We start from the raw sequence: 26,115 nt of genomic DNA, 5'->3' as shown, positions 1-26,115 counted from the left end.
CCGCTACGCGGCCCGCTCCGCCTCCTCCACGATCCGCCCGTCCCGGAGCTCGATCACCCGGTCGGCGAGACCCATCAGCGTCGGGTCGTGGGTGGCGACCAGCACCGTGACGCCCTCGCTGCGCACCACCGCGCGCAGCAGCTCCATGATCGAGCGGCCTGTCTCCGAGTCCAGCTGACCGGTCGGCTCGTCGGCGATGATCAGGCCGGGCTCGTTGGCCAGCGCGCGGGCGATGGCGACGCGCTGCTGCTGGCCGCCGGAAAGTTCGCCGGGGCGCTGGTTGGCGTGGTCGGCCAGGCCGACGAGGGCGAGCAGGGTGTGCGCGCGCTCCTCGCGCTCGGCGGCCGGCACCTTGCGCAGCCGCATCGGTACACCGACGTTCTCGGCGGCGGTCAGCATCGGGATCAGCCCGAAGGACTGGAAGACGAAGCCGATCCGCTCGCGCCGCAGGGCGAGTCGGCCGTCCTCGTTCAGTCCGGCGAGGTCGATGCCGTCGAGGGAGATGCTGCCGCCGGTCGGGGAGTCCAGGCCGCCGACCAGGTTGAGCAGCGTGGTCTTGCCGGAGCCGGACCGGCCTTTGAGCGCGGTGAGTTCGCCGCGGCGGATGGTGAAGGAGACGCCGCGAAGGGCGTGGACGGCCCGCTCGCCGGTGCCGAAGCTGCGTCGGAGGTCGGATACGGTCACCATCGGCTCGGTGGTCGTGGCGGCGGTGGCGGCCTGATGCTGCCTCATGCGGCGTCCCCCCTGTGGGCGTGGCGACCCGGTCCTATCCGGTGTCTACGGCTGCTGCGGCTCCGTCGGTTCACGTTCCGGCGGGGAATCCGAGAAGGGTGGAGTCCCCGGCCAAAGGAGCGTGCTGGAGCCGAAGTTGTGAAGTGTGCATGGCATTTCAACGGCACATCCCGGGCCGGGATGCTACCAATGAAAGGAATTTGCTCATTGGTTACTTGATTCGCGCAAGTCCCTTCCGTTCCTGGGTCGAATCTGACAGCATCGTCCGCTATCCGGTGACCGATTACCGGTGATCAATGCGCCGGTGTGCTCTCGATGTGTCCCTCCGTGGCCGATTTGTGCCCGGATCGGGTCGATGGGCGGGGCCGGTGGACGCTACCGGGGGACGTAATCCGGGGGAGGAACGTGATGCTCGGCTTCGTCGTGCGCCGACTGCGCGGGCGACTGCCGCTGGCTGCTGCCGTCCTGCTGACGGTGCTGATCACCACGGCGGTGCTCACCGCCCTGGTGACCTTCAACAGCAGTGTCGGTCAGGCCGGCCTGCGGCAGGCGCTCCAGGGCCCCGGTCACACCCGGACCACGGTGGTGGTGACCGCCGAACACGGGCTGGACCAGCGGGCGAAGGACGAGGAGGCGCTCGCCGCCTACCGGCAGAAGCTGTTCGGCGACCTGCCCGTGCGCACCGACAGCATGCTGCGCAGCCGCTCCTACGGCCTCCCGGGCAGCGACGCACCCGGGGCGACCGGAACGTCGGCAACCACCGGAACACCGGCAGCGACCGGAACGCCGTCGACCACCGGAACGGCCGGTCCGGCCCCCGGGGCCAAGGTCGATCTGACGGTCCTGGCCGACGTCGATCGCGCCCGGGTCCGCCTGGTGGCCGGGACGTGGCCGGGCACCGCCTCCGAGCCGGTCCGGTCCACCGCCCCGCAGACCGCCATCCCGCAGAGCATGCTGAGCCGGCTCGGCCTGACCGAGCAGGGGCTGCCCGCCGACGTCCGCCTCATCGACCGCTTCGACGGCAAGCCGCTGACCGTCCGGGTCACCGGCGCCTACCGGGCCGTCGACCCGTTCGACCCGTACTGGCGGATCGACCCGGTGGGCGGCCACGAGGTCGAGGTCAGCGGCTTCACCACCTACGGCCCGGTGATGGTCGACCAGAGCGCCTTCACCACCGGCGGTCTGCTGCAGGGCAGCCGCGGTTGGCTGCTCGACGCCGACTTCGCGGGCGTCGACCAGGACACCGCCCAGGCCATCGGCGACCGCGCCCAGGGCCTCACCGACGACCTGCGGAAGACCGCCTCGCTCGGCGCGAACACCGAACTGACCGCCGTCATACGCGAGTTGTCGGCCAGCATGATGGTCGCCCGCTCCACCCTGCTGATCGGCGCCCTGCAGCTGGCGGTGCTCGCCGCAGCCGCCCTGCTGCTGGTGGTCCGTCTGATCTCGTCCCGTCAGGAGTGGGAGAACGAACTGCTCGCGGCCCGAGGTGCCTCCGGTACCCGGCTCGGTGCCTTCACCGCCGTGGAGCTGGTGCTGCTCGCGACCCCCGCGGCGCTCTTCGCGCCGCTGCTGACCCCGTTCCTGGTCCGCGTGCTGGCCGGCCTCGGCCGCTCCCACCAGGTCGCCTTGGACACCGGCATCGGCTGGACGCTCTGGCCCGTGGCCGCGCTCTGCGCCTTCGCCTGCGTCGTGCTGGCCACTGTGCCCAGCCTGCTGCGCGGCGCCGGCGCCGCCCTGCGCCGTCGGACCGGCAGCCGTCAGGCCGTGGTCTCCGGCATCGCGCGCAACGGCGGCGACCTCGCCCTGCTCGCCCTGGCCGCCCTCGCCTACCAGCAGCTCAGCCAGTACGGCGGCGGGCTGTCCACGGACTCCTCGGGCCGGCTCGGCGTCGACCTGCTGCTGGTCGCCACCCCCACCCTGGCGCTGTGCGCGGGCACCCTGGTGGTGCTGCGCCTGCTGCCGCTCGCCGCCCGGCTGGGTGCCCGGGTGGCCGCCGGGGGCCGCGGCCTCGGCCCGGCGATGGTCGGCTGGCAGCTGGCCCGTCAGCCCGCCCGTGCCACCGGGCCGGTGCTGCTGCTCGTCATGGCCGTCGCCACCGGTGTGCTCGCCCTCGGCCAGCAGGCCACCTGGACCGCCTCCCAGCGGGACCAGGCCGCCTTCGACACACTCGGCGGCCTGCGCATCTCCGCCTCGCACGGCGCGCTGATGGGCCAGGCCGGGCGCTACGGCACCCTGCCCGGCGGCGACCGGATGGTCCCGGTGGTGCGCGAGGAGCAGCAACTGCCCTCTGGCACCGGACAGGTGCTCGCGGTGGACGCCGCCGCCTTCGCCGACCGAGTCCCGGTGCGCGAGGACCTGCTCGACGGGCACACCCGGGACGAGCTGTTCCGCCCGCTCGCCCTGCCCACCCCCCACGCGACGCAGGACGGCGCAGCGCAGGACGGCGTGCCGCTGCCCGGCCGTCCGCTGCGGATCGACGCCGACATCGCCACCGACCGGACCGGCTTCCCGGCCTCCGAGCAGTCCCTGCGGGTCACGCTCCTCGTCCGGGACCGCTTCGGCATCGTCTACAAGGTCCCGTTCAGCGGCGTCCCGGCCGACGACGGCCTGCGCGGCTCGGCCCCGCTGAGCACGCTGGTCGACGCCCCGATGGGCTCCGCCGCCGCGCCGCTGACCGTGATCGGGGCGACCGCGTCCACCAAATCCAAGACCAACCTGGAGGCCGTCGTCCGTCGGCTGGCCGTCTCCGACACCGACGACGGGCCCGCGACCGCCGTCCCGGTGCCGACCGGTGTCTCCTGGTCAGCCGCCCCGGCCGCCGCGGCCGCCGGCAAGAACGGCGCGCCGGCAGCCGTGCCGGGCGTGGCCACCCGTGACTACCTGAAGGCCATCGGATCCGCGGTCGGCGACACCGTGCGGGTGCCGTTCGGCGGGACCACCCTCCCGGTCAAGGTCACCGCCTCCGTCGAGGCCCTGCCGGTGGCGGGCCGCAGCGCGGTCCTCGTCGACCTGGCCACCACCGCGCGCGTGCTGATCGCCCAGGGCAGTACGGTCTCCGGCAGCGCCGAGTGGTGGCTGCCCGCCACCGGCCCTGGCGACCGGACCCCGGCCCAGGCCGCCGCCGCCCTGCGGTCGGGCCCCGGCGCCCAGGACCTCCGGCTCTACGACGAGGTGGCCGACGGCCTCCTCGGCGACCCGGTCGGCGCCGCCCCGCAGAGCGCGCTGACGGCCATCGCGGTCGTCACTGCCGTCCTCGCGGCGATCGGCTTCGGCGCCGCCGTGGCCGGCTCCGCCCGCCAGCGCTCCCAGGACTCCGCCCTGCTGCTCGCCCTCGGCGCGCCCCGCCGCCTGGTCTCCCGCACCACCGCGGCCGAACCGGCCCTGCTGGTCGCCCTCGGTGGGGCGGTCGGCCTCGGGCTCGGCGCCCTGCTCGTCCACCTGATCGTGCCGTTCGTCGTACTGACCCCCGCCGCCCGCCGCCCGCTGCCCGAGGCCCTGGTCGAGCTGCCGGTGGGCCGGGCGCTGCTGCTGGCGGCCGCGATCGCCGTCGTCCCGCTGCTGTCCGCCTTCCTCGTCGGACGCCGCCGTAGGAACGTGGCCGCCCGGCTGCGCCTCGTGGAGGAGATGTGACCACCAAGGCCGGCACCCCCGTGCCCACCCCCACGGCCGCCCACCACCCCGCGAGCTGGGTCCGCACCAGGCTGCGCGCCAATCCGGTGGCCGCCCTGCTCATGGCGGCCCTCACCCTGGTGACGGTCTTCCTCGCGGCGGCCTTCCCCCGGGTCGCGGACCGCGGCGCGGACTCCGCACTGCGGGACTACGTGAGCCACCAGGGCCTCAACCTGACGAGCCTGCAGACGGCCACCAAGACCCGCAGCGGCGACACCGCCGCCGAGCTCGACGCCGCGCTCGAGAAGATGACCGAGCGGATCGGGCGGGAGCTGACGCTGTCCCGGCCCGGTGAGGCCTACGGCACCAAGGCCCAGGTCGAGGGCAGGCTGCTCAACCCGGGCTACGCGCGGCTCTCCGACAACACCCCGCCGGCCATGGCCCTCCTCTACCTCCACGGCCTCGCCGACCGGGTCACCCTGACGGCCGGCACCTGGCCGGGCCCGGCCCCGGACGACGTCGGCGCCCCGCTGCCGATCATGGTGAGCGAGAAGGCCGCGGAGACCATCGGCATCAAGCTCGGGGACACCGTCGACAACGGCCGCGCCGGACCGGGTACCGGGCCGAGCAGCGTGGTGGTCGGCCTCTACCGCGTCAACGAGCCGCTGGACCCGTTCTGGGACGACCTCGGCTGCCCGGCCCGCGCCTGCCTGCGCATGGGCTCCAACGGCTCCAACCGGTGGCAGACCACCGGCTTCGTCGACGGCGGGAGCATCAAGGCCCTGGCGCTCTGGGGCTCGGGCGGCGAGAACTTCTGGCGTCTGCCCGTCGACCCCGCCTCGCTGCGCGCCGATCGGCTCGACCGCACCCGCGCCTCCATCGCGTCCTTCCAGACCGGACACGGCGCCTCGGCCCTGGTCGACGCGACCGGGCGCGCGGACCTGCACACCACCTCCGTCCTGTCCGACCTGCTCACCCGCGCGGACGCCCGCTACCGGGCCGCCATGCCGCTGAGCGCGATCGGCCCGGCCGGCGTCGCGGGCGTGGCCGTCGTGGTGCTCTGCCTGGCCGCGGCCCTGACCACCGACCGGCGCACCGCGGAGATCCGGCTGCTCCAGGCCCGCGGGGGCTCGCGCGGCGGGGTGCTGCTGCGCCTGCTCGGCGAGGGCGCGGCGACCGTCCTGCCCGCCGCCGTGCTCGGGACGGCCCTGGCCCTGGTGCTGCTGCCCACCCCGCGCTGGGGGTACGCCGTCCTGTCGGCCCTGGTCGCGGCCCTGCTCGCGCTGCTGGCCTTCCCGGCCCGGGCCGCCCTGCTGTGGTCGCGCCGACGCACGGCAGGCGGCTGGCGGCGGACGATCGGCGAACTCGCCGTCCTGGCCGTCACCGCCGCGGCCGTGGCGGAGGTCCGCCGTCGTGGCGTCGGCCGTTCCGGCGTGGACGTGGACCCGCTGCTGGTGGCCGCCCCGCTGCTGCTCGCCGTCACCGGCGGGCTGCTGCTGGCGAGGATCGAGCCGGTGGTGGTCGGCTGGCTGGCCGCGCTCACCGGCCGTGGCCGCGGTCTGATCGGCTTCCTCGGCCTGGCCCGGGCGGCCCGCGACAACTCGGGGCGGCGCCGGCCCTCCGCGCTGCCGCTGCTCGCCCTGCTGATCGCCGTCACCACGGCCGGATTCGGCGCCACCGTGCTCGACACCGTGGACCACGTCCGGACCCGGGCCGCGCGGATCGCCACGGGTGGCGACGCCTCCGTCGCCGTCCCGGACTACGCCACCCTGCCCGAGTCCTTCACCAAGGCCGCCGGTGCCCTGCCCGGAGTCCGGGCAGCGACCGGGGTCCGGGTCGAGCGGAAGGCCCTCTTGATCGGCGCCGACAAGGAGTACACCGAGGCCTACCTCGTGGTCGCCGAGCCGACGGCGTACGCCGAGATCGCCCGGACCGTCGGGGCCGGCGAGTTCGACCCGGCGAAGCTCGCCGGCGCCGAGGGGGGCCCGGACACCCCGGTGCCCGCGCTGTTCAGCCGAGACCTGGCCAAGCGCCTGGCCGCCGGCGCGCCCCAGGTCCGCATGCCCAGCGGCAACCAGCTGCGCACCACCGTCGCCGCGACGGTCGCCGCCACCCCCGCGCTGCCGGACCCGGGCAAGCCGTTCGTCGTCGTTCCCGCCGGCCCCGCCGCGCAGCGCCTGCCGGAGCTCAACCGGGCGAACAAGTGGCTCGCGGTCGGCGACCCCGACCCCGAGCAGGTCCGGTCGGTCCTCCGGGACGGCGGCGTGACCCAGCCGACGGGCATGGCCAAGCTGATCGCGGACGACGCCGCCGCCGCCGGCAAGGCCACCCACGGCCTGCCCTCCGGGTACACCGTGCACAGCAGCCGGGAGACCGCCGCCGCGCTCGCCGACGACCCGCTGCAGCACGCCGCGGGACGGCTGTTCTGGTACGCGGCCGCCGCGGGCGCCGGGTTCGCCCTGCTCGCCGTCCTGCTGACGCTGTTCCGGGCCGCGCCCGAGCGCACCGCCGTCCTCGCCCGGCTGCGGACCATGGGGCTGCGGCCCCGGCAGGGGCTGGCGCTGATCGTCGCCGAAGCGCTGCCGCAGACCCTGGCCGCGGCCGTCGGCGGCGGCCTGGTCGCCGCCGCGGCGGTCGGACTGCTCGGCCCCGCCTTCGACATCTCCACCCTGGTCGGCGCCGAGGTCGGCGACGCCCTGACCCCCACGCTGCTGCCGGTGCTGCTGCCCACCGCGGGCCTGGCGCTGCTGGTCTGCCTCGGGGTGGTGCTGGAGACCCTGGTCGCCGGCCGACGGCAGATCGCCACCGAACTGCGCGCCGGGGAGCAGCAATGACGCGCGAAGCGGCGCCCGTGGCCGTGACGGACCGCAGGCGCGCCGGAAGAGTGGAGACCGGCGCGGTGAAGCACACAGTCGAGACAGGAGACCAGCGGTGAAGAGCACCCCCCAGGAGCGGCCGGTCGTGGAGGCCCCCAGCCTGCAGGAGCTCCGGCAGCGGGCGCTGGCCGCCGCCTCGCCCAAGGCATACGGCGAGGGCGCGGCCATCGTCTGCGACCGGCTGGTCCGGATCTTCAGCGCCGAGGGCGTCGAGGTCCAGGCGCTCCAGGGCCTGGAACTGACCATCCGACAGGGCGATCTGGTCGCCCTGGTCGGTGCCTCCGGCAGCGGCAAGTCCACCCTGCTCACCATCCTCGCCGGGCTGGACGTGCCGACCGCCGGCACCGCCACCGTGGCCGGCTGCGACCTGCTGGAGATGTCCGTCAAGGAGCGGCTGCGCTACCGGCGCGAGGTGGTCGGCTTCATCTGGCAGCAGACCGCCCGCAACCTGCTGCCCTTCCTCACCGCCGCCGAGAACATCGCCCTGCCCATGCAGCTGCGCGGCCGCCGTGCGGGTGCCGGCGGTGCGAAGCGGCAGGCGGCCCGGGTGGCCGAGCTGATGGAGGCGCTGGAGATCGGCGGGCTGGCCCACCGGCGCCCCGACGAGCTGTCCGGCGGCCAGCAGCAGCGGGTGGCGATCGCGGTGGCGATGGCGAACAACCCGCCGGTGCTGCTCGCCGACGAGCCCACCGGCGAGCTGGACTCCGAGACGGCAGGGGTGATCTTCGAGTCCTTCCGCACCGTCAACCGGGAACTCGGCGCCACCGTCGTCATCGTCACCCACGACCCGATGGTCGCGGGCGAGGTGCGCCGTACGGTCGCCATCCGGGACGGCCGGACCAGCAGCGAGGTGCTGCGCCGCACCGTCACGGACGAGCACGGCGAGGAGTCGGTCAACGAGCGCGAGTACGTGATGCTGGACCGCACCGGGCGGGTGCAGCTGCCGGTCAAGTTCCTGGAGGCGCTGGGCATGGAGCACCGGGTGGCGGTCGACCTCGCGGCCGACCACATCGAGGTGCGCCCGGACGACATCGCGGGGCACTGAGCGCGCCGTCGGGCCGTGTCCGGCGGACGCGCGGCGTCAGCCGTCGCCGCCCATCCGCTGGAACAGGCCGCTGCCCTCGGCGTCCGTACGGAGGTCGGGCGGCGCCTGGTCCGCGGCGTGCTCGCCGCGGGAGGCGGCGGTGCACAGGGCGAAGACGAGCAGGGCACTGGCCGCCACGGCGAGGATGCCCAGTGCGGTCAGGACGCGTAGCCAGGTCACGGTGGTGCCTCCTGGGGACGGTGCGGGGGAACACGGCCGTGGGAGGTATCGGCAGGTCGGCCCGCACGGTCGAGTGCCCACGGACGGTTCTTCCCGCCGGGTGGCGCGCGAGAGGTTGCCCGCGTGGGCGCTCGAAGCACCGGCAGGGCGCGTCACACCCCCTTGCGCGCCCCTATTCCGGCGGGGGCCACCGGCCGGGCCGCCGGGTCCGTCAGAGCCCGCAGGACACCGAGGTCCGGCTTCCCGAGGCCGTTCAGCGGGATCGCCGGCAGGACGAGGACGGTGTCCGGTGCGCACCACGCGCCGCTGCGCTCCCGGCTCCAGCGGTGCAGTTCCTCCGCCGTCACCCGGGAGCCGCCCGCCAGCGCCACCGCGGCGTGGACGCGCTCCAGCCGGTCCGGGTCGGCGGTCGTGAACATCACCGCCTCGCGGACGTCCGGGTGGGTGCGCAGCGGCTCCTCGACCTCGCGGGGGAACACATTTCGCCCCTCGACGATCGCCATCGGGTCCCGCCGCCCGGCCACCGTCAGGTAGCCCGCCGCGTCCAGACTGCCCAGGTCGCCGGTGTGCAGCCAGCCGTCCCGCAGCACCCGCTCGGTCAGCTCCGGATCGCGCCAGTAGCCGGCCATCGCCGTCGGCGTGCGGACACAGATCTCCCCGGTCCGGCCCGGCGGCAGCTGCCCGCCCTCCTCGTCCACGACGCGCACCTCGGTGTCCGGGTACGGGCGCCCGGCGGTGGACAGCAGCCGCGGGGCCAGGTGCTCGTCCGGAGTCAGCCGGGTCACCGGCCCGCACTCGGTCAGGCTGTACGTCTGGTGCAGCACCCGGCCCAGCCGCCGGGTCGCCTCCGCCAGCCGCCGCGGCGAGGGTGGGCACCCGGTGTAGCCGACCCGGCGCAGGCTCCCGGTGTCGGTCGCGGGCAGCAGCGGATGGTCCAGCAGCCGGTAGAGCAGGTGCGGCGGCAGGAACATCCGGGAGACCCGGTACCGCTCGACCGCCGCCAGCACCGCCCCGGCCTCGAACCCGTCCTGCAGCACCACCGTGCCTCCCGCCGCCAGCGCCAGGTCCGCCGACGTCCCGCCGCCGTGGCAGAGCGGGGTGCACAGCAGGAAGGTCGCGCCGGACAGCAGCGGCGGGCGCGGCGGCCGGGCGAAACGGCGCAGCACGCCCTTCGGCCGTCCCGTGGTGCCGCCGGTGAACCGCACCGCCATCACGTCCTCGGGCTCGTAGCGGGGTTCGAGCGGGGCGGAGGAGCACCCGGCGGCGAGGTCCAGGAGGTCCGCCCCGAGCCCGAGCGGCGCCGGACCGAGGGAGAGGAGCGCGGCGCCGGGGACGGCGCGGGCGACCCCGGCGGCCGCGGCCGAGCAGAGCAGCGGGTCGAAGACCAGCGCCGACGTCCCCGCGAACTCCGCCAGCGCGACCTGCTCCGTCACCGGCCCGTCCGGGTAGGGCATCGCCACCCGGCAGCCCAGCAGATTCGCCGCCAGACGCACCAGCAGCGCCTCCGGCCGGTTCCCGGCCAGCACCGTCACCCCGTCCCCGCGCCCCAGCCCGACCCGCTCCAGCGCCCGGGCGGTCCGGTGCACCGCGTCCAGGCACTCCTGCCCGGTGAGCCAGCCGTCGCCCCCGTACCGGATCGCCACCCGCCCCGCGTCCCGCGCCAATCCGCCCAGCACCAGCCCGGTGTACGTCGGACCCGCCTCAGCCATGGCCTGCCTCCCGTGTGACGGTGCGTCAGCCTAGTGGACGGAAGTCCGGGGGACGCACTGCGGTCGCCCGGCACCCCAGGGGCACCGGCGGACGCGGGGCGCCGACGGCAGGACGCCGGGCGCGGGCGGTCCGGCGGGTTGTTAGGGTTCCCGGTCGGACGTGAACGGGGGAGCCGGTGGACGGCAGGGTGGATGCGGTCGTGGTGCCGCGCGGCGTGGTGGACCTGCGGGGTGAGCCCGGGGCGGGATTCGTGGCGGCGTACCCGGCCGATGCCGTGGTGGTGGTGTCGGGGCTCCCGGGCGCCGGGAAGAGCACGCTGCTGCGCCGGTGGTCCGGGGAGCGGGTGCGGGCGGTGGACCCGCGGACGGTGCACGAGGCCTGCGAGGCGGTGATGCCGGCCCGCCTGCCGTACGCCGTGTACCGGCCGTGGGCGCGGCTGGAGCACTTCCGGCTGCTGCGCTCCTCGGTGCGGCGCGGCGGGCCGCTGCTGGTGCACGACTGCGGCAGCCGCGCCTGGATGCGGCGCTGGCTGGCCCGGGAGTCGGGCCGCCGGGGCCGCGAGCTGCACCTGGTGCTGCTGGACGTCGGCGCCGCCACCGCACTGGACGGCCAGCGGGCCCGAGGCCGGCACGCCTCGACGCGGGTGTTCGCCCGCCACCACCGGGGCCTGCAGCGGCTGTTGGCGGCCTTCACCCGGCACGTGCGCTCGGGCGGGCCGATGCCGACGCCCGAGGCCTCGTCCGTCCTGTTGCTGGACGCCGCCTCCCGCTCCCGCGCGCAGGCGGTGCGCTTCGGTGCCGAGGAGGGGCCTCAGGGGTAGGCGCGGCGTTCGGCCGCCGCGTGCCACCAGCCGGGCGGGGAGGGGCCGTCGACGGTGGCGGTGGGCTGCTCGGGGTGGAGCCCGAGCGGGCGCAGGGCGTCCGCGGAGACCCGGACGTCGTACCACCCGTGCCAGTGCCCGTCCGGGCCGATCCCACAGGCCAGGCCCCAGCGCACGGCGTCAGCGGGGAAGGGCATCCAGTCGATGCCCCGCTCACGCAGTCAAGCGCGGACGGCGGCCGGCGGGGTGGGGCGGCCGGGCAGGTTCTCGTAGGCGGCGACGGTGATCCAGTCGGTGTCGGGCTCGCTCATGGGGCCATCCTGCCAGGACGCGGCACGGCCGGGGAGGAAAATCGGTCGCACTCCGCCCGGCTCCCGCTCTACGCTCGGCGCGCGGAATGCCGAGCGCGGGGGGACGAATGAGCAGGGCCGAAGCCGTACGGGCGGCCAACGCGTTGGGCGTGCGGTGGGTCGAGCAGGCGGACCCGGCGGAGGGGACGGTCCTGATGCCGGCCGGTGTCTGGCCGCTGCTCGGGCTGCTGGCGCCGGCCGGAAGCCCGGAGGTCCAGGGCGAGTTGGCGCAGGCGCTCGCCCTGTCGCCGACCACCGCCGCCGGGCGGGCCCGCGAACTCCTCGGCCTGCTGCGGGACATCCCGGTGGTCGGCTCCGCCCTCGGGCTGTGGACGGCGCCGTGGCTGCGGCTGCGCCCGGAGTTCTCGGACGGCCTGCCGGAGCACGTGCACGGGCGGTTGACCGGCGACGCCGAGGAGGACCGCCGGCGGCTGGACGCCTGGGCCAAGAGCGCGACGGACGGCCGGATCGACGCGATGCCGGTGGAAGTGGACCAGAGCACCCGGCTGGTGCTGGCCGCCGCGCTCACCGTCCGCACCGACTGGATCCGCCCGTTCGCCGAGTCCTACGGAGTGCCGTACGGCGTGGACGACGCGTGGGGCAAGACCGTCCGGTACCTGTTGCGGTGGACGTCGATGCTGGACCGGGTCGCCGTCCTGGAGACGCCGGCCGGGCCCGTCACCGAGGCCCGGGTGCTCGGCTACGGCGACATCAGCGTCCACCTGCTGCTCGGGGAGCCCGACGCCCGGCCCGGCCGGGTGCTGGCCGCCGGCATCGAGGTGCTGAACCGGGGGCACCGCCGGACCACCGCCGACCGCCTGCCCGACGGCGCCCCAGGCCCCGGTCTGACGATCGAACGGATACGCCGGTACACGCCGGAGGACCTGCTGGCCGTGAGCGTCCCGCAGTTCACCGTCGAGGCCGACCACGATCTGCTCGCCCGGGCGGAGCTCTTCGGCCTGGCGACGCTGGGCACCCGCTCGGAGACCGAGCACCGCCTGCCCGGCCTCGCGGACGGCGAGCCGCTGTACCTGAACAGCGCCCGCCAGCGCGCCACCGCCAGCTTCGGCCCGCTCGGTTTCCGGGCCGCCTCGGTGACCGCCTTCGGTATGGGCGCCGGCGGCGCCGCGATGCCCAGCCGCCCGCCGTACCTGCAGCGGATCGCCCGGGTCGGCTTCGGGCGCCCCTTCGGCTTCCTCGCCGTCCACCGCACCTCCGGCCTGGTCCTCGCGGCGGGCTGGGTCACCGACCCGGACCCCGAGCCCGAGTCCGATGCCGACCGGTGGGAGGAGTGGTCGGAGGTGGACTGATGGGCGAACGGAGGGGGTCGAGGCCAACCGGCCGACGGGCGGGAGTGATCGCCACAACACCCGCGCACCACCCCCGCGCTGACAGACTGGGAGCAGCACAGTCCGTCATGGAGAGAGGCCACATTCCGCATGCCCAGCAGTGACGTCGACAACCCGTGGTTCCGCCGGTACACCCCGAACGACTCCGCCCCCGCCCGCGTGGTGATCTTCCCGCACGCCGGCGGCTCGGCCAGCTACTACATGGAGCACGCCAACGCGCTGGCGCCGTACGCGGACGTGCTCACCGTCCAGTACCCCGGCCGGCAGAACCGCTTCACGGAGCCGACGATCAGCTCCGTCGCGGTGCTCGCCGAGGAGCTCTACCACGAGCTGCGGGACCGGACGGACCGGCCGCTCACCTTCTTCGGCCACAGCATGGGCACGGCCGTCGCCTTCGAGACCACCCGGCGCTTCGAGCGCGACGGGGTGAAGGGGCCCGAGCGGCTGTTCGTCTCGGCGGGGCGCGCGCCCTCGCTGCCCCGGGACACCGCGGTGCACGAGCTGCCGGACGACCGGCTGTTCGCCGAGATCGTCCGACTCGGCGGCACGGACGAGCGGATCCTGGAGGAACCCGGACTGAAGGAGCTGGTCCTGCCCGCCCTGCGGGCCGACTACACCGCCATCGAGACGTACCGCTGCGCCCCGGACGCGACCGTGTCGGTGCCGATCACCGGTCTGGCGGGGGAGACCGACCCGAACGCCACGGTCGAGCAGGTGAGCCAGTGGGACCGGCACACCACCGGCGGCTTCGACCTGCGGGTCTTCCCGGGCGGGCACTTCTACCTGGCGGACCGGACCGCCGAGGTGGTGCAGCTGATCGCCGCGAGCCTGCGCGGCTGAGCCCGTCCGACGCCAGGGGAGCGGCCCGCCGTACGCACCGGTGACCGAAGCCCGTCCGCTGGGCTACTGTGCCTGCTTGACGAGTCGTCAGCAGATTGCCGGGAGGCCGTGTTGCGCCGGATCGCCGTCGTCGGAGCGGGCCAGGCGGGCCTGCAGTTCGCGCTCGGGTTGGTGGCGGACGGGTACGAGGTGACGCTGGTCGCCGAACGCACCCCAGAGCAGCTGCGCGGCGGGCGGGTGCTGTCCACCCAGGCGATGTTCGGCCCGGCGCTGCGGCTGGAGGCGGCGGCCGGGCTGGACCTCTGGGCGGGCAGCACGCCGGCCGTCTCCTCGGTCGACGCGGTGCTGGCGGCGCCGCCAGCCGTGCGGGCGCTGGAGTTCACCATGACGCTCGACGAGCCCGCCCGGTCGGTGGACCAGCGGCTCAAGCTGGCCGGCTGGCTGGAGCTGCTGGCCGAGCGCGGCGCCCGGGTCGAGTACCGATCGCTGGACCGGGAGGGCCTGCGCGAACTGGCCCGCCGGCACGAGCTGACCGTGGTCGCGGCCGGGCGCGGCGAGCTGGCCGGGGTCTTCGGGCGGGACCCCGCCCGCTCGCCCTTCGACGGGCCGCAGCGGTCGCTGTCCTGCCTGTACGCGCACGGCGTCGGCTCGCCCGACCCGGCCGCCGAACCCAGGGCGCGGATGCACGCCCTGCCCGGCCTCGGCGAGCTGTACCTGCAGCCGGCGCTCACGCTCTCCGGCCCCTGCGCGATCCTGCTGTGGGAGGCGCTGCCCGGGGGCCCGCTGGACGCGTTCGGCGACGGCCCGGCGCCGGACGTCCAACTGGCGCGTATCCGGCGGCTGTTGGGCGAGTACCTGCCGTGGGAGGCGGAGCTCTGGAGCGAGGCCGAGCCGACCGACGCCGGGGCCGGGCTGTTCGGCGCGGTCACGCCGACGGTCCGGCGGGCGGTGGCCGAACTGGGCTCGGGCGTGGACGCCGTCCACGTGCTGGGCCTCGGTGACGCGGTGGTCGTGAACGACCCGATCACCGGCCAGGGCGCCAACAGCGCGGCCCGCGCGGCGGAGGCCTACCGGCGGGCCGTCGTCGAGCACGGCGAAGCCCCGTTCACCGCCGACTGGATGTGTCGCACCGCCGAGCGCTTCTGGCAGCAACACGGCCGCCACACCGTCGAGTTCACCGCCTCGATGCTGACCATGCCGGACCACCTGCAGGGCGTGTTCGCGGCCGCCGCCGAGCACGAGGAGGTCGCCCGCCGCCTCGCCAACACCTACGCCGAGCCGAGCGACCACGCCGCCTGGCTGGCCACCCCCGAGCTGACCGCCGCCTACCTCGCCTCGGTGGCCTGACGGCCGACGTCCGGAGGTCCGGGCAGGGGGCGGCGGCCTCCACGGCCGGTCGACAGCCGGGAGACCGGTTCGTCTGATGATCAGTCAAGTGAACTGCGCCACTGTGCGGGGGCGGGCCCGGCGGCCAGAATGCCTGGTTATGACGTGGTGGCCTCTTGATGCCCTGGCCGGGCTGGTGATCCTCGCCCTGGAAGGCGGGGCGGCCTTCCTGTACGCCATCCTGGCCGGCCTGAAGAACCGGGCGGGCTACCCGACGGATGAGGCGGACCGGTTGGTCGTCGTCGGGGCCGTCGCGATCCCCGCCGTTCTCGGTTCGGGGCTGTGGTGGGTCGGCCTGCCGGTCTCCGCCTGGATCCAGTTCGTCGCGGGAGGCGCCGTCGTCCTCCTGGTCCTGGCGTCGCTGGTGCCCGGCCCCTTGGCTGCGGCATTCCGCAGCCGGCGCCGATCACAGGCCGGACCGGATGGCGGACACCAGGGGCCTCGAACGCTCCCGGTGATCGTGTTCTCCCCGCCGGGTCACGCGCAGGGCCAGGTTCCGATGGTGTGGGCGCTGGCGACGCGCGAGGCGGCGGAGGGGCCGCCGTTCGCGGAGCTGATCGTGGAGGTCGGTGAGGGGTTCCGCGCCATCGCGGAGGCCGCGGTCACCAGCGGCTTCGGGCCCACCACGGGTGAGCCACCCGAGACGAGCGGGGCGCTCGACATCAACGGCGGTCTGGTGGAACGCCTGGTCCTGGACGGCGGCCGCCAGGGGTGGGAGCCGGGCTGGCGGGTCGAGATGACGCCCGGCTGGCTTTCCGCAGTCGACGGCCGGGGCGCCGTCGTGGTCGTCCTCGTCCCACCGGGCACCTGGCCACCCGGTCTGATGACGATGGGACCCGCGGAACGCCGTGACGCCTTCGCCCGGGGGCTCGACCTGGCGAGAGCCGGAGGCCGGGCGCTGCACGGAACGGTGTCCGTGTGGTCGGGCCGCGTACGGCGGTGATCCCCGGCGCGGATGCCCGCGATCAGGGCCGGGGCCCCGGGCGCGGAGGCCGTGGCCGCGGCGGTCCTCGGTGGAGGGCCCTGGGCCGTCGAGGGCGGCCGCACTTGCCCCCGGAGCGCTCGCGGGACGAGGCTGGAGGGAGGACGGCAACGGGTACGGGAGGCGTCGCCCGTGGACGGACACGAGCCCGCCGGCCCGTCCGGCAGCGGTCACCGGAGCGTGCCGCACACGGCGGACCTGCAGGTGGAGGCCTGGGCGCCGACGGCCGAGGGCTGCATCGGCGAGCTGGTGCGTGCCGTCGTCGACAGCTTCGCCGACCTGAGCGGCGCGCGGATCGTCGGCGAGCGCGGTTGCACGGTCGTCGCGGTGAGTGACGCGGACCTGCTCGCGGGCGTCCTGGAGGAGGTCATCTACCGGATGGACGCGGAGGGCGAACTGCCCGTCGCGTTGGCGATCGGCCGCATCGAGGGGCTGGACGGAGCCCGCACCGTGGCGGTGCGCTTCCGGATGGCCGACGCCGCCACCGCCGCCCTGGTCGGCGCCGTGCCGAAGGCCGTCTCGCTGCACGACCTGGACCTGCGCGCCGGGCCGCACGGCTGGACCTGCCGGGTCACCGTGGACGTCTGAGCGCCGGAGCGTCCCGGTACCTGGGCGGCACCTGAGCGCGGGAGCGGGTGAACGGGATGGAGATCGCACTGACCGAGGCGGGCCGCTACCGCTGGCGGATCGAGCAGCGCCCGCCGATGCGGGTGCCCGGGGTGGTGTTCGCCTCCGACGCGCTGTTGCCGCAGGCCGCCGGGGACAAGGCGCTGGAGCAGGTGGCGAACGTGGCGACGCTGCCCGGGATCGTCCGCGCCTCCTACGCGATGCCCGACGTGCACTGGGGTTACGGCTTCCCGATCGGCGGGGTCGCGGCCACCGACGTCGACGAAGGCGGGGTGGTCTCGCCCGGCGGGGTCGGCTTCGACATCTCCTGCGGGGTGCGACTGCTGGCGGCCGGTGTCGACCGGGACGAACTCGACCACGAGCGGATCCGCCGCCTGATGGACCTGCTGGACAAGAGCGTCCCGCGCGGCCTCGGCCGGGGCGGCCTGTGGCAGCTGTCCGGACCGGAGGAGCTGGACGAACTCCTGCTCGGCGGCGCCCGCTACGCCGTCGAGCACGGCCACGGCGTGCCGCGCGACCTGGAGCGCTGCGAGGACCGCGGGATCCTGGACGGCGCGGCCCCCGGCGAGGTCAGCACCCGGGCGGTCGAACGGGGACTGCAGCAGGTCGGCAGCCTCGGCTCGGCCAACCACTTCCTGGAGGTGCAGGCCGTCGACCGGGTGTACGACCCGGACACCGCGGCCGCCTTCGGACTGCGGCCCGGCCAGGTCTGCGTCATGATCCACTGCGGCTCGCGCGGCCTCGGCCACCAGATCTGCACCGACCACGTGCGCGCCATGGACCGCGAACTGCAGCGCTACCGGATCGACCTCCCGGACCGCCAACTCGCCTGCACCCCGGTCGACTCGCCACGCGGCCGTGCCTACCTGGGCGCGATGACCGCCGCCGCCAACTACGGCCGGGCCAACCGGCAGCTGCTCTCCGAGGCGGCCCGCCGCGCCTTCGCCACCGCGCTCGGCATCGGGCTGGAGCTGGTCTACGACGTCTCGCACAACCTCGCCAAGCTGGAGACCCACGAGGTGGACGGCGTCCCCCGCAAACTGTGCGTCCACCGCAAGGGAGCCACCCGCGCGCTGCCGCCCGGCGACCCCGACCTGCCCGCCGACCTCGCCGCGGCCGGACAGCCCGTGCTGGTGCCGGGCACCATGGGCACCGCCTCGTACGTCATGGTCGGACTGCCCGACAACGAGGCCTTCCACTCCGCCTGCCACGGCGCCGGACGGGTGCTCAGCCGCCACCAGGCGCTGCGCACGGTGCGCGGCGAGCGGCTCAAGAACGACCTGGAGGCGCAGGGCATCGCGGTCCGCCCCGCCTCGTGGCGGGCGCTGGCCGAGGAGACGCCCGAGGCGTACAAGGACGTCGACGCGGTGGCCGCCGTCACCGAGGCCGCCGGACTGGCCCGGCAGGTCGCCCGCCTGGTGCCGCTGGGCGTGTGCAAGGGCTGAGCCGCCGCCCGCCCCGCTGCCCGCTTCCTGTCGCCCGTCGCTCACGGCCGACCGGTACCCGGTTGCTCCGGCCGGGACTCTCGACAGGCCCGGCCGCGAGCGCTTTGATGGCCGACGCACCCGTCACAGGAGGTGGGTCATGCCGGGAGACGGAAGTGGAAACGGACCCGGGAACGGAACCGGAACCGGGCCGGTGATCGAACTGCGCTCGCTCACCAAGCGGTACGGCGGCACGGTCGGCATCGAGGGCCTGGACGTGTCGGTCGCGGCGGGCGAGGTGTTCGGCCTGCTCGGCCCCAATGGCGCCGGCAAGACCACCACCCTGCGCTGCCTGGTCGGGCTGCTCGGTCCCAGCGAGGGGCAGGTGCGGGTGCTCGGCCTGGACCCGGTGGCCGACCACCGTCGGCTCGCCCCCTCGATCGGCTACCTGCCCGGCGAACTGCGGCTCTACCCCGAGCTCACCGGGCAGCAGACCCTCGACCTGCTCGCCGCCCTCCAGGGCGCCCCCGTGCCGCGCCAGGGCGAGTTGTGCGAGCGGCTGAAGCTCACCCGGTCCGACCTGGCGCGCCCGGTGGGCGAGTACTCGCGCGGCATGAAGCAGAAGCTCGGGCTCGTCCAGTCGCTCCAGCACCGGCCCCCCGTGGTGGTGCTGGACGAGCCGAGCGAGGGGCTGGACCCGCTGGTCCAGGAGACCTTCTACGAACTGCTCGCCGAGGAGGCCGCCGCCGGGCGGACCGTCCTGCTCTCCAGCCATGTGCTGCCCGAGGTGCAGCGCACCTGCGGCCGGGTCGCCATCGTCCGCCACGGCCGGCTGGTGACCGTCCGCTCGGTCGCCGAACTGCGCCAGGCCCGGGCCCGCCGGGTCCGACTGGTCTTTGCCGACGGGCAGGGCGCCCGCCGGCTCGGCGACGCCGAACGGTGGTCCCCGCGCTGGGACGGCGGGCGGGTGGAGCTGCTGGTGCCGCCGGACGAGGTCGTCCCCGCCGTCCGCACCCTGCTGGCCGAGCTGCCGGTGGCCGACCTGACCGTGGAGGAGGCGGGCCTGGACGAGGCCTTCCTCGACCTCTACCGCGCGGACGACAGCCACTCGCCGACATCCGAGGAGTCGCCGTGAACCCGGGCACCGTCAGCCGTCGTCTCCCGCTGGTCTGGCTCGCCCTGCACCGGCGGCGCCGGATGCTGCTCTCGCTGATGCTCGGCATGGTCGTCTTCGAGACCCTGATCGTGGTGATCGCCGGGACCGTCGCGCCCGACGAGCTGTTCGGCGCCGCCCGCCGCAACCCGCCCGGCGCCTTCCGGGCCTTCAGCGGCTCCAACGGGGACATCTCCATCGCCAGCTACCCCGGCCTGCTGGGCGCCGGGCTCACCCACCCGTTCTGGATCGCCCTCCAGCTCACCGTGATCGGCTCGCTCGGCGCCGCCGCCGTCGCGGCCGATGTCGAGTCCGGCACCATCGAGCTGCTGATGACCCGTCCGGTCTCCCGGCGCCGACTGCTCGCCGAACGCGCCGGCGCCCTGTTCGCCGCCTCCGCCTCGCTCAACGCGGCCGCCACGCTGACCGTCGCGCTCGGCGTCGCGTTCTCCCCGAAGCTGCGCGACGCCGTCCCGGAGGGCGCGGTGTTCACCGCCGGACTGCTCGGCTGCGCCCTCGCATTCTGCCTGACCGGTCCGGTGCTGGCGGTGTCCGCGCTCACCCGGCGCCGGGCGCACGTGATCGGCGCCGCCGTCGTGTTCGGCGCGGTCGGTTTCGCGCTCAACTTCGTCGCGCTGGCCTGGTCCCCGGCCCGGGCGCTGCGCTACCTCAGCCCGTTCCACTACTACGCCCCGGGTGACGTGCTCGGCCACGGCGGCGTGCCGTGGGCGGCGCTGGGCGTGCTCACCGGCGTCGGCCTGCTCGGACTGCTGGCGGCGTTCCGCCTGCTGGAGCGGCGCGACCTGGCGATCTGACCCCGGCAGCCCCGACCCCGGCAACAGGGCCCCGGCAGCCCGACCCCGGCAACAGGGCCCCGGCAGCCCGACCTCGCCGAGCCGACCCGCTGATCCGCCTTCGGGGCCGGTCGACCGCACCCCGGCGTACCGGTCGGACCGGCCCTCCGGCATGCTGTACCCCCGCCGACCCGGCGGCAGTGATCATTTCGCGCGGACGGACAGATGGACAGCAGCGACGACAGACCCACCCCGCCCCACGAGCCGCGGCGCCCGACCACCCGGCGCACGCCCTGGACGGCGGTGGTGGCCGCCGTGGCGGTCGCGGCGCTGGCCGGCTGGGGAGCGGCGACCGCCTCGGACTGGAACGGGCCGTGCGCCCCGGGCTTCCCCGGGGTCCAGGAGCTGCAGGACGACCTGCCGGCCTTCGCCTGCTTCACCGTCGGCGACCGGAGCGCCGACGGCTACCGGCTCGACGTCCGGTACTCGGGCCGGGAGCACGACCGGGACGAGGCGCTGGCCGTCGCCCGCGCGGAGGCCGGGGTGTTCTGGCAGCGCTTCCCCTACCCGGTGTCGAGCGTGCACATCGACACCACGGCGGCGTTCGGCGAGTCGGCGGTCAAGCAGGTGACGCTGGACGCGGGCGAGCTGAGGTCCCGGTTCGGCCCGCAGCCGACCGGGCCGGGCGCGCGCTTCCCCGAGCAGCCCGTCGGGCGTGCCGAGATCGTGCTGTGGTCCGTCTGCGGCCTGCTGCTCGCCACCGCGGCGGTGCTGCTGCGCCGCCCGCCGCAACGCCGTCGGCCGGGACGTCGCCCCGGGTCTCAGTAGTTGCGGGCCGCCGCCAGCAGGTGCTCGCGGACCAGGGCGACGTGCGGGTTGGCGGAGCCGGCCGGGCGCCGGACCAGGTAGGCGGTGTTGATCGGCGGGTCGGCCGGCTCGCGCAGCAACCGCAGTGCCCCGGAGGCGAGTTCGGCGCGGCACAGGTAGCCGGGCAGCACGCTCCAGCCCGCGCCCGCCGTCACCGCCGCGAGCACCGCCCGCAGGTCCGGCACGGTGACCGCGGCCCGGGCGTGCAGCCGCCGGTCGAAGACGTGGCGCCAGTAGCGGCGGGTGATCGGCAGGTCCTCGGCGTAGCTGAGCAGCGGCACCTCGGCCAGGGCCTCGGGTAGCTCCCGGCCGGCCAGCCGCTCGGCCCACACGGGAGCGGCGACCAGGACGAACTCCTCGTCGGCCAGCGGCTCGGCGAGCAGGGTCCGGCCGCGCGGGCGCCGGGTGGCGACCACCAGGTCGTGCCGCCCGGCCCGGAGTTCCTCCAGCAGCGGGTCGGTCAGCCCGCTGCTGACCCGCAGTCGGACGCCCTCGGCGACCAGCGGTGCGAGGTCCGCCAGCAGGACGGTGCCGAGGAACTCGGCCGGGCCGGCCAGGTGGACCGGCTCCGGCACGTCGCCGCCTCCGTCGCCGAGCCCCGCCAGCTGGTCCAGCGGCACCGCCAGCCGGCCGGCGAGGTCGTCGGCGTACGGCAGCGGGCTGACCCCGCGCGCCCGGCGCTCGAACAGCTCCCGGCCGAGCCGCTGCTCCAGCGCGCGGATCTGCGCGGTCACCGTGGACTGGGACAGGCCCAGCAGGTGCGCGGCCGCGGTGAAGGAGCCCGCGCGGTGCACGGCGAGGAAGGTCCGCAGTTGGTTGAGGTCCAGCGGGCCGGAGCCCGGCGGCAGCCGATCGCTCATGCCGTCGAGCCTACGGGATTCCGATGGCTGGGCTGACCGGGGGAGCCATCGAAATTCCGATGGCTCACATCGCGTGGCCCATTGGTTCCCGTGGGCTCACCCGGTCTAGCTTCGACGGCGTGAGCGCCGCGGCGGGGTCGTCGCGGCGGGGACCGCACCACTGGAGGCACCCACCATGGCCGACATCCTGTTCGTCCTGACCGGCTCGGACGTCTGGACGCTGAACGACGGCACCAAGCACCCGACCGGTTTCTGGGCGGAGGAGGCCGTCGTCCCGTACCAGGCCCTCACCGCCGCCGGCCACCGGGTCACCGTCGCCACCCCGGGCGGCGTCGTCCCGGTCGCCGACCGGGCCAGCCTGACCGACCCGGGGACGGCCGAGGCGCTGGAGGCGATCGGGGAGTTCCGCCGGCCGCTGGTGCTGGCCGAGGTCGACCCGGCCGACTACGACGCCGTCTTCTACCCCGGCGGCCACGGTCCGATGGAGGACCTGGCGGTCGACGCCGACTCCGGCCGCCTGCTCACCCGGGCGCTGGCCTCCGGTCGTCCGCTCGGTGTGGTCTGCCACGGCCCGGCCGCGCTGCTCGCCGCCCGCACCGAGGACGGCGGCTCGCCGTTCGCCGGGTACCGGCTCACCGGCTTCACCAACGCCGAGGAGACCCAGGCCGGCCTGGCGGACCGGGCGCCCTGGCTGCTCCAGGACCGGCTGGTCGCCCTCGGTGCGGACTTCCAGGAGGGCGAGCCCTGGGCGCCGCACTCGGTGGTCGACCGCAACCTGGTGACCGGTCAGAACCCGGCCTCCTCCGCGCTGGTGGCCGCCGAGCTGCTGAAGCTGCTGCAGGCGTAGCCGCAGCCCGGGTATCCCTCCCGCCGCACGGCCTGCGTCAGCGGAGGTCGTAGGCGGTGAGGGGGCGCCCCGCCCAGATGTCGCGGGAGGCCTGCTCGGGGTAGCGGACGGTCTCCGAGCGGGCGTCCAGGACCCGGGTGGCCTGCCCGTCCGGATCGAAGGCGGGCCAGCCCGGGTCGCCGGTGGTGGCGAAGCGGACCCAGGCCTGCTGCAGCTCCCGGGAGACCCGGACGGCCTCCGGGGAGGGCGGGTCGCCGAGAAACCGCTGCCCCATGGGGCTGCCCAGGGTGCCGAACGCCAGCGGGACGTCCAGGCCGTGGCAGGCACCGAGCACGCCGCCCATCGCCGGGGCGGGGAAGGTCAGTTCGGCGAGGTACGAGGTGCCGCCGGCCGCGGCGTTGGCCTCGGCGAGCCGGAGGGCGGGCATCCGGAAGAGGGCGTCGGAGCTGACCGCTTCGAGGAGCTCCGAGGCCGTCGCGCCCGGATACGCGGCGCGGTAGTCGTCCGGTCCGGACGGCGCCGGGGCGAACAGCTCCAGGGCGAGGCGGGCCTCCGCGTCGGTGAAGCTGCCGAGCCGGCCGCTGAGGACGCTGAACAGCCGGAACTCGTCGCGGGTGTGACTCGCCAGCAGGTCGACGCCGTCCGCCCGGCCGGAGGCCAGGACGGACCAGGGCGTGGCGGGCAGGACCTCGCCGTCGACGACCGGGACGGTGGCGATGCCGCTCTGCGCGAGCCGTCCCCAGCGGTCGAGGTGCTGCGGGAGCGCCGTGCCGAGCTCGGTGACCGCCGCGGCCAGGCGCCAGGGGTCGACCTCGGCGAGCGCGGCGGCGGTGGCGGCGGTGCCGAGCGGTTTCGCGAGCTCGGCGGTGACCTCGGCGGCCAGCGCCGGGGTGCAGAAGTTGCCCGGGACGGTGGCGGCGACGGCCCGCCGGAACAGGCCGCGCGCCTCGCCCATGGCCAGCAGCGCCGCGACCGACCCGGCCCCGGCGGACTGGCCGGCGATGGTCACCCGGTCCGGGTCGCCGCCGAACCGGGCGATGTTGCGCCGCACCCACCGCAGGGCCGCGATCTGGTCGAGGAAGGCCCGGTTGGCCGGGGCGCCCTCCAGCAGCGCGAAACCCTCCGCGCCCACCCGGTAGTTGACGCTCACCACGACCAGTCCGGCGCGGGCGAGCTCGACCGGGTCGTACAGCGGGTCGTTGGCGGTGCCCGAGATGTACCCGCCGCCGGGGATCCAGAACAGGACCGGCAGTCCGGCCCGGCCCGGATCCGGGGTGCAGACGTTGAGCGTGAGCCAGTCGGTGCCGTCCCGGGACGGCACCGCGGGCAGCGGACCGGACTGCGGGACGACCGGGCCGAACTCGTGGGCTTCGCGGACGCCGTCCCAGCGCTCGGGTGGGACGGGGGCGGCGAACCGCAGCGCTCCGACCGGCGGCCGGGCGTACGGGATGCCGCGGAAGACCGCGAGCCCCCGGTCCAGGAAGCCGCGGACGGTTCCCTCGGCGGTGTGGGCGACGGGTTGCGTGAGCATGTGGACGCTCCTCCTTCGGAAGGTCCCTCCAGCGTTATAGGTCAACTGTATTATGTCAAGCGTATTGGAAAGGGTGGTGGGAGAGACTGTACGGGGAAGCCGTACGGAGGACGTGCGGGAACGAGTTCGGAGGAGCGGCAGGACATGCCCAAGCAGGTGGACCACCAGGAGCGCCGCGAGACCATCGCCCGGGCACTGTGGCGGGTGGTGGAGCGGCGCGGCGCCACCCACCTGACGATGCGCGAGGTCGCCCAGGAGGCGGGCATGTCGCTCGGGCAGCTCCAGCACTACTTCACCTCCCGCGCCGCGATGCTCACCTTCGCCATGGACTTCGCCGGCGAGCAGAGCGCGCTGCGCGTCGGCCGGGCGCTGGCGGAGCTCGGCGACCGGCCGCACCCGCGCGCGGTGCTGCGGGCGATGCTGGTCGAGATGCTGCCGCTGCACGCCGACGCGCGGGCGACCAGCCGGATGAGCGCCGCCTACGTGCTGGAGGCGCTGCACGACGAGGAGGTCCACGCGCGGGCGCGGGGCGGGCTGCTGGAGGGCCGGGCGACGGTCGAGCGGGTCGTCCGGCAGGCGGTCGCCGACGGGCTGATCGCGGCGGACCGCGACCCGGCGGTGGAGACCGACCTGCTGCTCGCGCTCACCGGGTTCACCACGCTGCTGGAGCTGGACGTGGTCGAGCCGGCCGCCGCGCTCGCCGCCGTCGACCGGCACCTGGACGGGCTGTTCGCGGTCTAGAGGCCTTCTCTTTCGGATCTTGCCGGGCGCACGCCAAGATCCGAAAGAGAGGGCCTGGCGTCCGTTGCGGTGGCGGTGCCGACGGCGTGGCAGGCTACCCCGGTAGCACCGCAGCCCGCGACCAGGAGCACCGCATGGACCGACCCGCCGCCTTCCGCCTCGACGCCACCGCCTCCGGACACCCGGCCGGGATCCTGGACGCCGCCGAGCAGGCCGAACGCCGCGGCATGGACCGGCTGGTGGTCGCCGAGACCGCGTACGACCCGTTCCTCCAGCTCGCCCGCGCCGCCGACCGGACCACCTCGATCGAACTCGCCACCGGCATCGCGGTGGCCTTCGCCCGCACCCCGATGACGCTGGCCTACCAGGCCTGGGGGCTGCACGCGGCCTCCGGCGGACGGGCCGTCATCGGGCTGGGCTCGCAGGTCAAGCCGCACGTCGAGAAGCGCTTCGGAATGCCCTGGGACCGTCCGGCCGCCCGGATGCGCGAGTACGTGCACGCGGTGCGGGCGATCTGGCACAGCTGGCAGACCGGCGAACGGCTGCGCTTCCGGGGCGAGTTCTACACCCACACGGTGATGACCCCGGTCTTCTCGCCCGACCCCGTCCCGGCCGGGGTGCCGCGGATCCTGCTCGCTGGCGTCGGGCCGCTGATGACCCGCACCGCCGGGGCGGTCGCCGACGGCTTCCTCAGCCACCCGTTCTCCTCCACCGCGTACCTGGCCGAGCAGGTGCTGCCCGGCCTGACCGAGGAGCGGGCGCGGTCCGAGGCGGAGGGGGCCGGGTGGACGCGGCGCCCGTTCGAGATCGTCGGCAACGTCCTCACCGCCGCCGGGCGCACCGAGGAGGAGCTGGCGGCCAACCGGGCCGCGACGCGTGAGCGGCTCGCCTTCTACGCCTCCACGCCGGCCTACCGCCCGGTGCTGGCGCAGCACGGGTGGGAGGGGCTGCAGGAGGAGCTGCACACCCACTCGGTGCGCGGGCGCTGGGCGGAGATGGCCGCGCTGATCGACGACGAGGTGTTCGACACCTTCGCGGTGTCCGGCTCGGTCGAGGAGGTCGCCCGGGAGCTCCGCCGCCGGTACGCGGGCCTGGTCACCCGGCTCTCCGTCAGCTTGCCCGAGGACGCCGACCCGGAGCTGGGGCTGGACGTGCTGGAGGCGGTGCGCGCCCTGGACTGACCGCCCGCTGACCGATCCGCTGACTGCCGTGCCGACCGCCACCGAGCGGAATCGGTCGCCCGGCGAAGGTGAAAGGCGGTCGACCGGGCAGCAGGTGATCAAGTCCGGGCAGATTCGGGCAACGGGTTTCCGGCGGTGAGCGCCGGCGGCAGGATCACGACGGCAGATC

At 75.3% G+C, this 26,115-nt stretch carries 22 protein-coding genes; 16 read left to right on the top strand and 6 right to left on the bottom strand.

The annotated features are described in order from the left end of the window. Window positions 1–3: 3 nt before the first annotated feature. Complete coding sequence (locus ACZ3TI_RS28590; protein WP_465731104.1) at window positions 4–732, bottom strand: ABC transporter ATP-binding protein; 729 nt, start codon at window positions 730–732, stop codon at window positions 4–6. Between the two features lie 408 nt (window positions 733–1,140). On the opposite strand from ACZ3TI_RS28590, the gene ACZ3TI_RS28585 reads away from it, so the two are divergent. From ACZ3TI_RS28585 to ACZ3TI_RS28575, 3 genes are all read left to right on the top strand, one after another. Continuing rightward, window positions 1,141–4,365: an FtsX-like permease family protein gene (locus tag ACZ3TI_RS28585; protein WP_465731102.1), complete on the top strand. Its 3,225-nt coding sequence runs from the start codon at window positions 1,141–1,143 to the stop codon at window positions 4,363–4,365. After that, complete coding sequence (locus ACZ3TI_RS28580) at window positions 4,362–7,178, top strand: hypothetical protein (RefSeq protein WP_465731100.1); 2,817 nt, start codon at window positions 4,362–4,364, stop codon at window positions 7,176–7,178. Before ACZ3TI_RS28585 ends, ACZ3TI_RS28580 begins: the two co-directional genes overlap by 4 nt. A 97-nt stretch (window positions 7,179–7,275) precedes the next feature. After that, the gene (locus ACZ3TI_RS28575; RefSeq protein WP_465731098.1) at window positions 7,276–8,265 is read left to right on the top strand and encodes an ABC transporter ATP-binding protein; all 990 of its coding nucleotides are present in this window, start codon (window positions 7,276–7,278) and stop codon (window positions 8,263–8,265) included. Window positions 8,266–8,301: 36 nt separating this feature from the next. On the opposite strand, the gene ACZ3TI_RS28570 is transcribed toward ACZ3TI_RS28575, so the two are convergent. Next, a complete protein-coding gene (locus ACZ3TI_RS28570) occupies window positions 8,302–8,484 on the bottom strand; it encodes a hypothetical protein (protein ID WP_465731096.1) in 183 nt (60 codons plus the stop codon). Between the two features lie 152 nt (window positions 8,485–8,636). Continuing rightward, window positions 8,637–10,193, bottom strand: coding sequence for an AMP-binding protein (locus ACZ3TI_RS28565; RefSeq protein ID WP_465731094.1), 1,557 nt, complete (start codon window positions 10,191–10,193; stop codon window positions 8,637–8,639). 176 nt (window positions 10,194–10,369) lie between these two features. Between ACZ3TI_RS28565 and ACZ3TI_RS28560 the strand changes: the two genes are divergently transcribed. Beyond that, window positions 10,370–11,014 (top strand): AAA family ATPase, encoded by a 645-nt coding sequence (locus ACZ3TI_RS28560; RefSeq protein WP_465731092.1) that lies wholly within the window; start codon window positions 10,370–10,372, stop codon window positions 11,012–11,014. On the opposite strand, the gene ACZ3TI_RS28555 is transcribed toward ACZ3TI_RS28560, so the two are convergent. Beyond that, window positions 11,005–11,211 (bottom strand): hypothetical protein, encoded by a 207-nt coding sequence (locus ACZ3TI_RS28555; protein ID WP_465731090.1) that lies wholly within the window; start codon window positions 11,209–11,211, stop codon window positions 11,005–11,007. The two genes, ACZ3TI_RS28560 and ACZ3TI_RS28555, sit on opposite strands and share 10 nt — an antisense overlap. A gap of 221 nt (window positions 11,212–11,432) precedes the next feature. On the opposite strand from ACZ3TI_RS28555, the gene ACZ3TI_RS28550 reads away from it, so the two are divergent. The 9 genes from ACZ3TI_RS28550 to ACZ3TI_RS28510 all read left to right on the top strand — a co-directional run bounded on the left by ACZ3TI_RS28550 (window position 11,433) and on the right by ACZ3TI_RS28510 (window position 20,747). Next, window positions 11,433–12,674, top strand: a complete 1,242-nt coding sequence (locus ACZ3TI_RS28550) for a serpin family protein (RefSeq protein WP_465731088.1) — start codon at window positions 11,433–11,435, stop codon at window positions 12,672–12,674. A 129-nt stretch (window positions 12,675–12,803) separates the two neighbouring features. Beyond that, entirely contained in the window at window positions 12,804–13,553 is a 750-nt protein-coding gene (locus ACZ3TI_RS28545) for a thioesterase II family protein (RefSeq protein ID WP_465731086.1), read from the top strand. Window positions 13,554–13,664: 111 nt separating this feature from the next. Then, window positions 13,665–14,900 (top strand): styrene monooxygenase/indole monooxygenase family protein, encoded by a 1,236-nt coding sequence (locus ACZ3TI_RS28540; RefSeq protein ID WP_465731084.1) that lies wholly within the window; start codon window positions 13,665–13,667, stop codon window positions 14,898–14,900. A gap of 139 nt (window positions 14,901–15,039) precedes the next feature. Then, entirely contained in the window at window positions 15,040–15,882 is an 843-nt protein-coding gene (locus ACZ3TI_RS28535; RefSeq protein WP_465731082.1) for a hypothetical protein, read from the top strand. A gap of 171 nt (window positions 15,883–16,053) precedes the next feature. Continuing rightward, window positions 16,054–16,509: an archease gene (locus ACZ3TI_RS28530; protein ID WP_465731080.1), complete on the top strand. Its 456-nt coding sequence runs from the start codon at window positions 16,054–16,056 to the stop codon at window positions 16,507–16,509. 56 nt (window positions 16,510–16,565) lie between these two features. After that, window positions 16,566–17,993 carry an RtcB family protein gene (locus ACZ3TI_RS28525; RefSeq protein WP_465731078.1) on the top strand — a complete coding sequence of 476 codons (1,428 nt, stop codon included), beginning with the start codon at window positions 16,566–16,568 and terminating at the stop codon, window positions 17,991–17,993. Between the two features lie 193 nt (window positions 17,994–18,186). Continuing rightward, a complete protein-coding gene (locus tag ACZ3TI_RS28520; RefSeq protein WP_465731076.1) occupies window positions 18,187–19,107 on the top strand; it encodes an ABC transporter ATP-binding protein in 921 nt (306 codons plus the stop codon). Next, window positions 19,104–19,940 (top strand): ABC transporter permease subunit, encoded by an 837-nt coding sequence (locus ACZ3TI_RS28515; RefSeq protein WP_465731074.1) that lies wholly within the window; start codon window positions 19,104–19,106, stop codon window positions 19,938–19,940. Before ACZ3TI_RS28520 ends, ACZ3TI_RS28515 begins: the two co-directional genes overlap by 4 nt. A 204-nt stretch (window positions 19,941–20,144) precedes the next feature. Next, window positions 20,145–20,747: a hypothetical protein gene (locus tag ACZ3TI_RS28510; RefSeq protein ID WP_465731072.1), complete on the top strand. Its 603-nt coding sequence runs from the start codon at window positions 20,145–20,147 to the stop codon at window positions 20,745–20,747. Here the strand turns inward: ACZ3TI_RS28510 and ACZ3TI_RS28505 are convergent. After that, on the bottom strand, window positions 20,741–21,646 hold the full coding sequence (locus ACZ3TI_RS28505; RefSeq protein WP_465731070.1) for a LysR family transcriptional regulator: 906 nt from the start codon (window positions 21,644–21,646) through the stop codon (window positions 20,741–20,743). The two genes, ACZ3TI_RS28510 and ACZ3TI_RS28505, sit on opposite strands and share 7 nt — an antisense overlap. Before the next feature lie 175 nt (window positions 21,647–21,821). Here ACZ3TI_RS28505 and ACZ3TI_RS28500 point away from each other — a divergent pair, with 175 nt between their 5' ends. Further along, entirely contained in the window at window positions 21,822–22,493 is a 672-nt protein-coding gene (locus ACZ3TI_RS28500; protein ID WP_465731068.1) for a type 1 glutamine amidotransferase domain-containing protein, read from the top strand. Between the two features lie 37 nt (window positions 22,494–22,530). Here ACZ3TI_RS28500 and ACZ3TI_RS28495 read toward each other — a convergent pair whose 3' ends face one another. Next, entirely contained in the window at window positions 22,531–24,024 is a 1,494-nt protein-coding gene (locus ACZ3TI_RS28495; protein ID WP_465731066.1) for a carboxylesterase/lipase family protein, read from the bottom strand. Window positions 24,025–24,168: 144 nt separating this feature from the next. Between ACZ3TI_RS28495 and ACZ3TI_RS28490 the strand changes: the two genes are divergently transcribed. Continuing rightward, a complete protein-coding gene (locus ACZ3TI_RS28490; protein WP_465731064.1) occupies window positions 24,169–24,765 on the top strand; it encodes a TetR/AcrR family transcriptional regulator in 597 nt (198 codons plus the stop codon). Window positions 24,766–24,899: 134 nt separating this feature from the next. Continuing rightward, window positions 24,900–25,946: a TIGR03617 family F420-dependent LLM class oxidoreductase gene (locus tag ACZ3TI_RS28485; protein WP_465731062.1), complete on the top strand. Its 1,047-nt coding sequence runs from the start codon at window positions 24,900–24,902 to the stop codon at window positions 25,944–25,946. The last annotated feature ends 169 nt before the right edge of the window (window positions 25,947–26,115 follow it).

This window comes from Kitasatospora sp. NPDC023120 (genome assembly GCF_055560835.1).
Note: the sequence above shows the minus strand (reverse complement) of the source record. Positions and strands in the feature narration are given on the sequence as shown.

Bases quoted from the DNA above. Each gene is read 5' to 3' on its own strand.
- ACZ3TI_RS28590 (WP_465731104.1), bottom strand. From the start codon at position 732: ATGAGGCAGCATCAGGCCGCCACCGCCGCCACGACCACCGAGCCGATG.
- ACZ3TI_RS28585 (WP_465731102.1), top strand. From the start codon at position 1,141: ATGCTCGGCTTCGTCGTGCGCCGACTGCGCGGGCGACTGCCGCTGGCT.
- ACZ3TI_RS28565 (WP_465731094.1), bottom strand. From the start codon at position 10,193: ATGGCTGAGGCGGGTCCGACGTACACCGGGCTGGTGCTGGGCGGATTG.
- ACZ3TI_RS28555 (WP_465731090.1), bottom strand. From the start codon at position 11,211: ATGCCCTTCCCCGCTGACGCCGTGCGCTGGGGCCTGGCCTGTGGGATC.
- ACZ3TI_RS28550 (WP_465731088.1), top strand. From the start codon at position 11,433: ATGAGCAGGGCCGAAGCCGTACGGGCGGCCAACGCGTTGGGCGTGCGG.
- ACZ3TI_RS28545 (WP_465731086.1), top strand. From the start codon at position 12,804: ATGCCCAGCAGTGACGTCGACAACCCGTGGTTCCGCCGGTACACCCCG.
- ACZ3TI_RS28535 (WP_465731082.1), top strand. From the start codon at position 15,040: ATGACGTGGTGGCCTCTTGATGCCCTGGCCGGGCTGGTGATCCTCGCC.
- ACZ3TI_RS28525 (WP_465731078.1), top strand. From the start codon at position 16,566: ATGGAGATCGCACTGACCGAGGCGGGCCGCTACCGCTGGCGGATCGAG.
- ACZ3TI_RS28510 (WP_465731072.1), top strand. From the start codon at position 20,145: ATGGACAGCAGCGACGACAGACCCACCCCGCCCCACGAGCCGCGGCGC.
- ACZ3TI_RS28505 (WP_465731070.1), bottom strand. From the start codon at position 21,646: ATGAGCGATCGGCTGCCGCCGGGCTCCGGCCCGCTGGACCTCAACCAA.
- ACZ3TI_RS28500 (WP_465731068.1), top strand. From the start codon at position 21,822: ATGGCCGACATCCTGTTCGTCCTGACCGGCTCGGACGTCTGGACGCTG.
- ACZ3TI_RS28495 (WP_465731066.1), bottom strand. From the start codon at position 24,024: ATGCTCACGCAACCCGTCGCCCACACCGCCGAGGGAACCGTCCGCGGC.
- ACZ3TI_RS28490 (WP_465731064.1), top strand. From the start codon at position 24,169: ATGCCCAAGCAGGTGGACCACCAGGAGCGCCGCGAGACCATCGCCCGG.
- ACZ3TI_RS28485 (WP_465731062.1), top strand. From the start codon at position 24,900: ATGGACCGACCCGCCGCCTTCCGCCTCGACGCCACCGCCTCCGGACAC.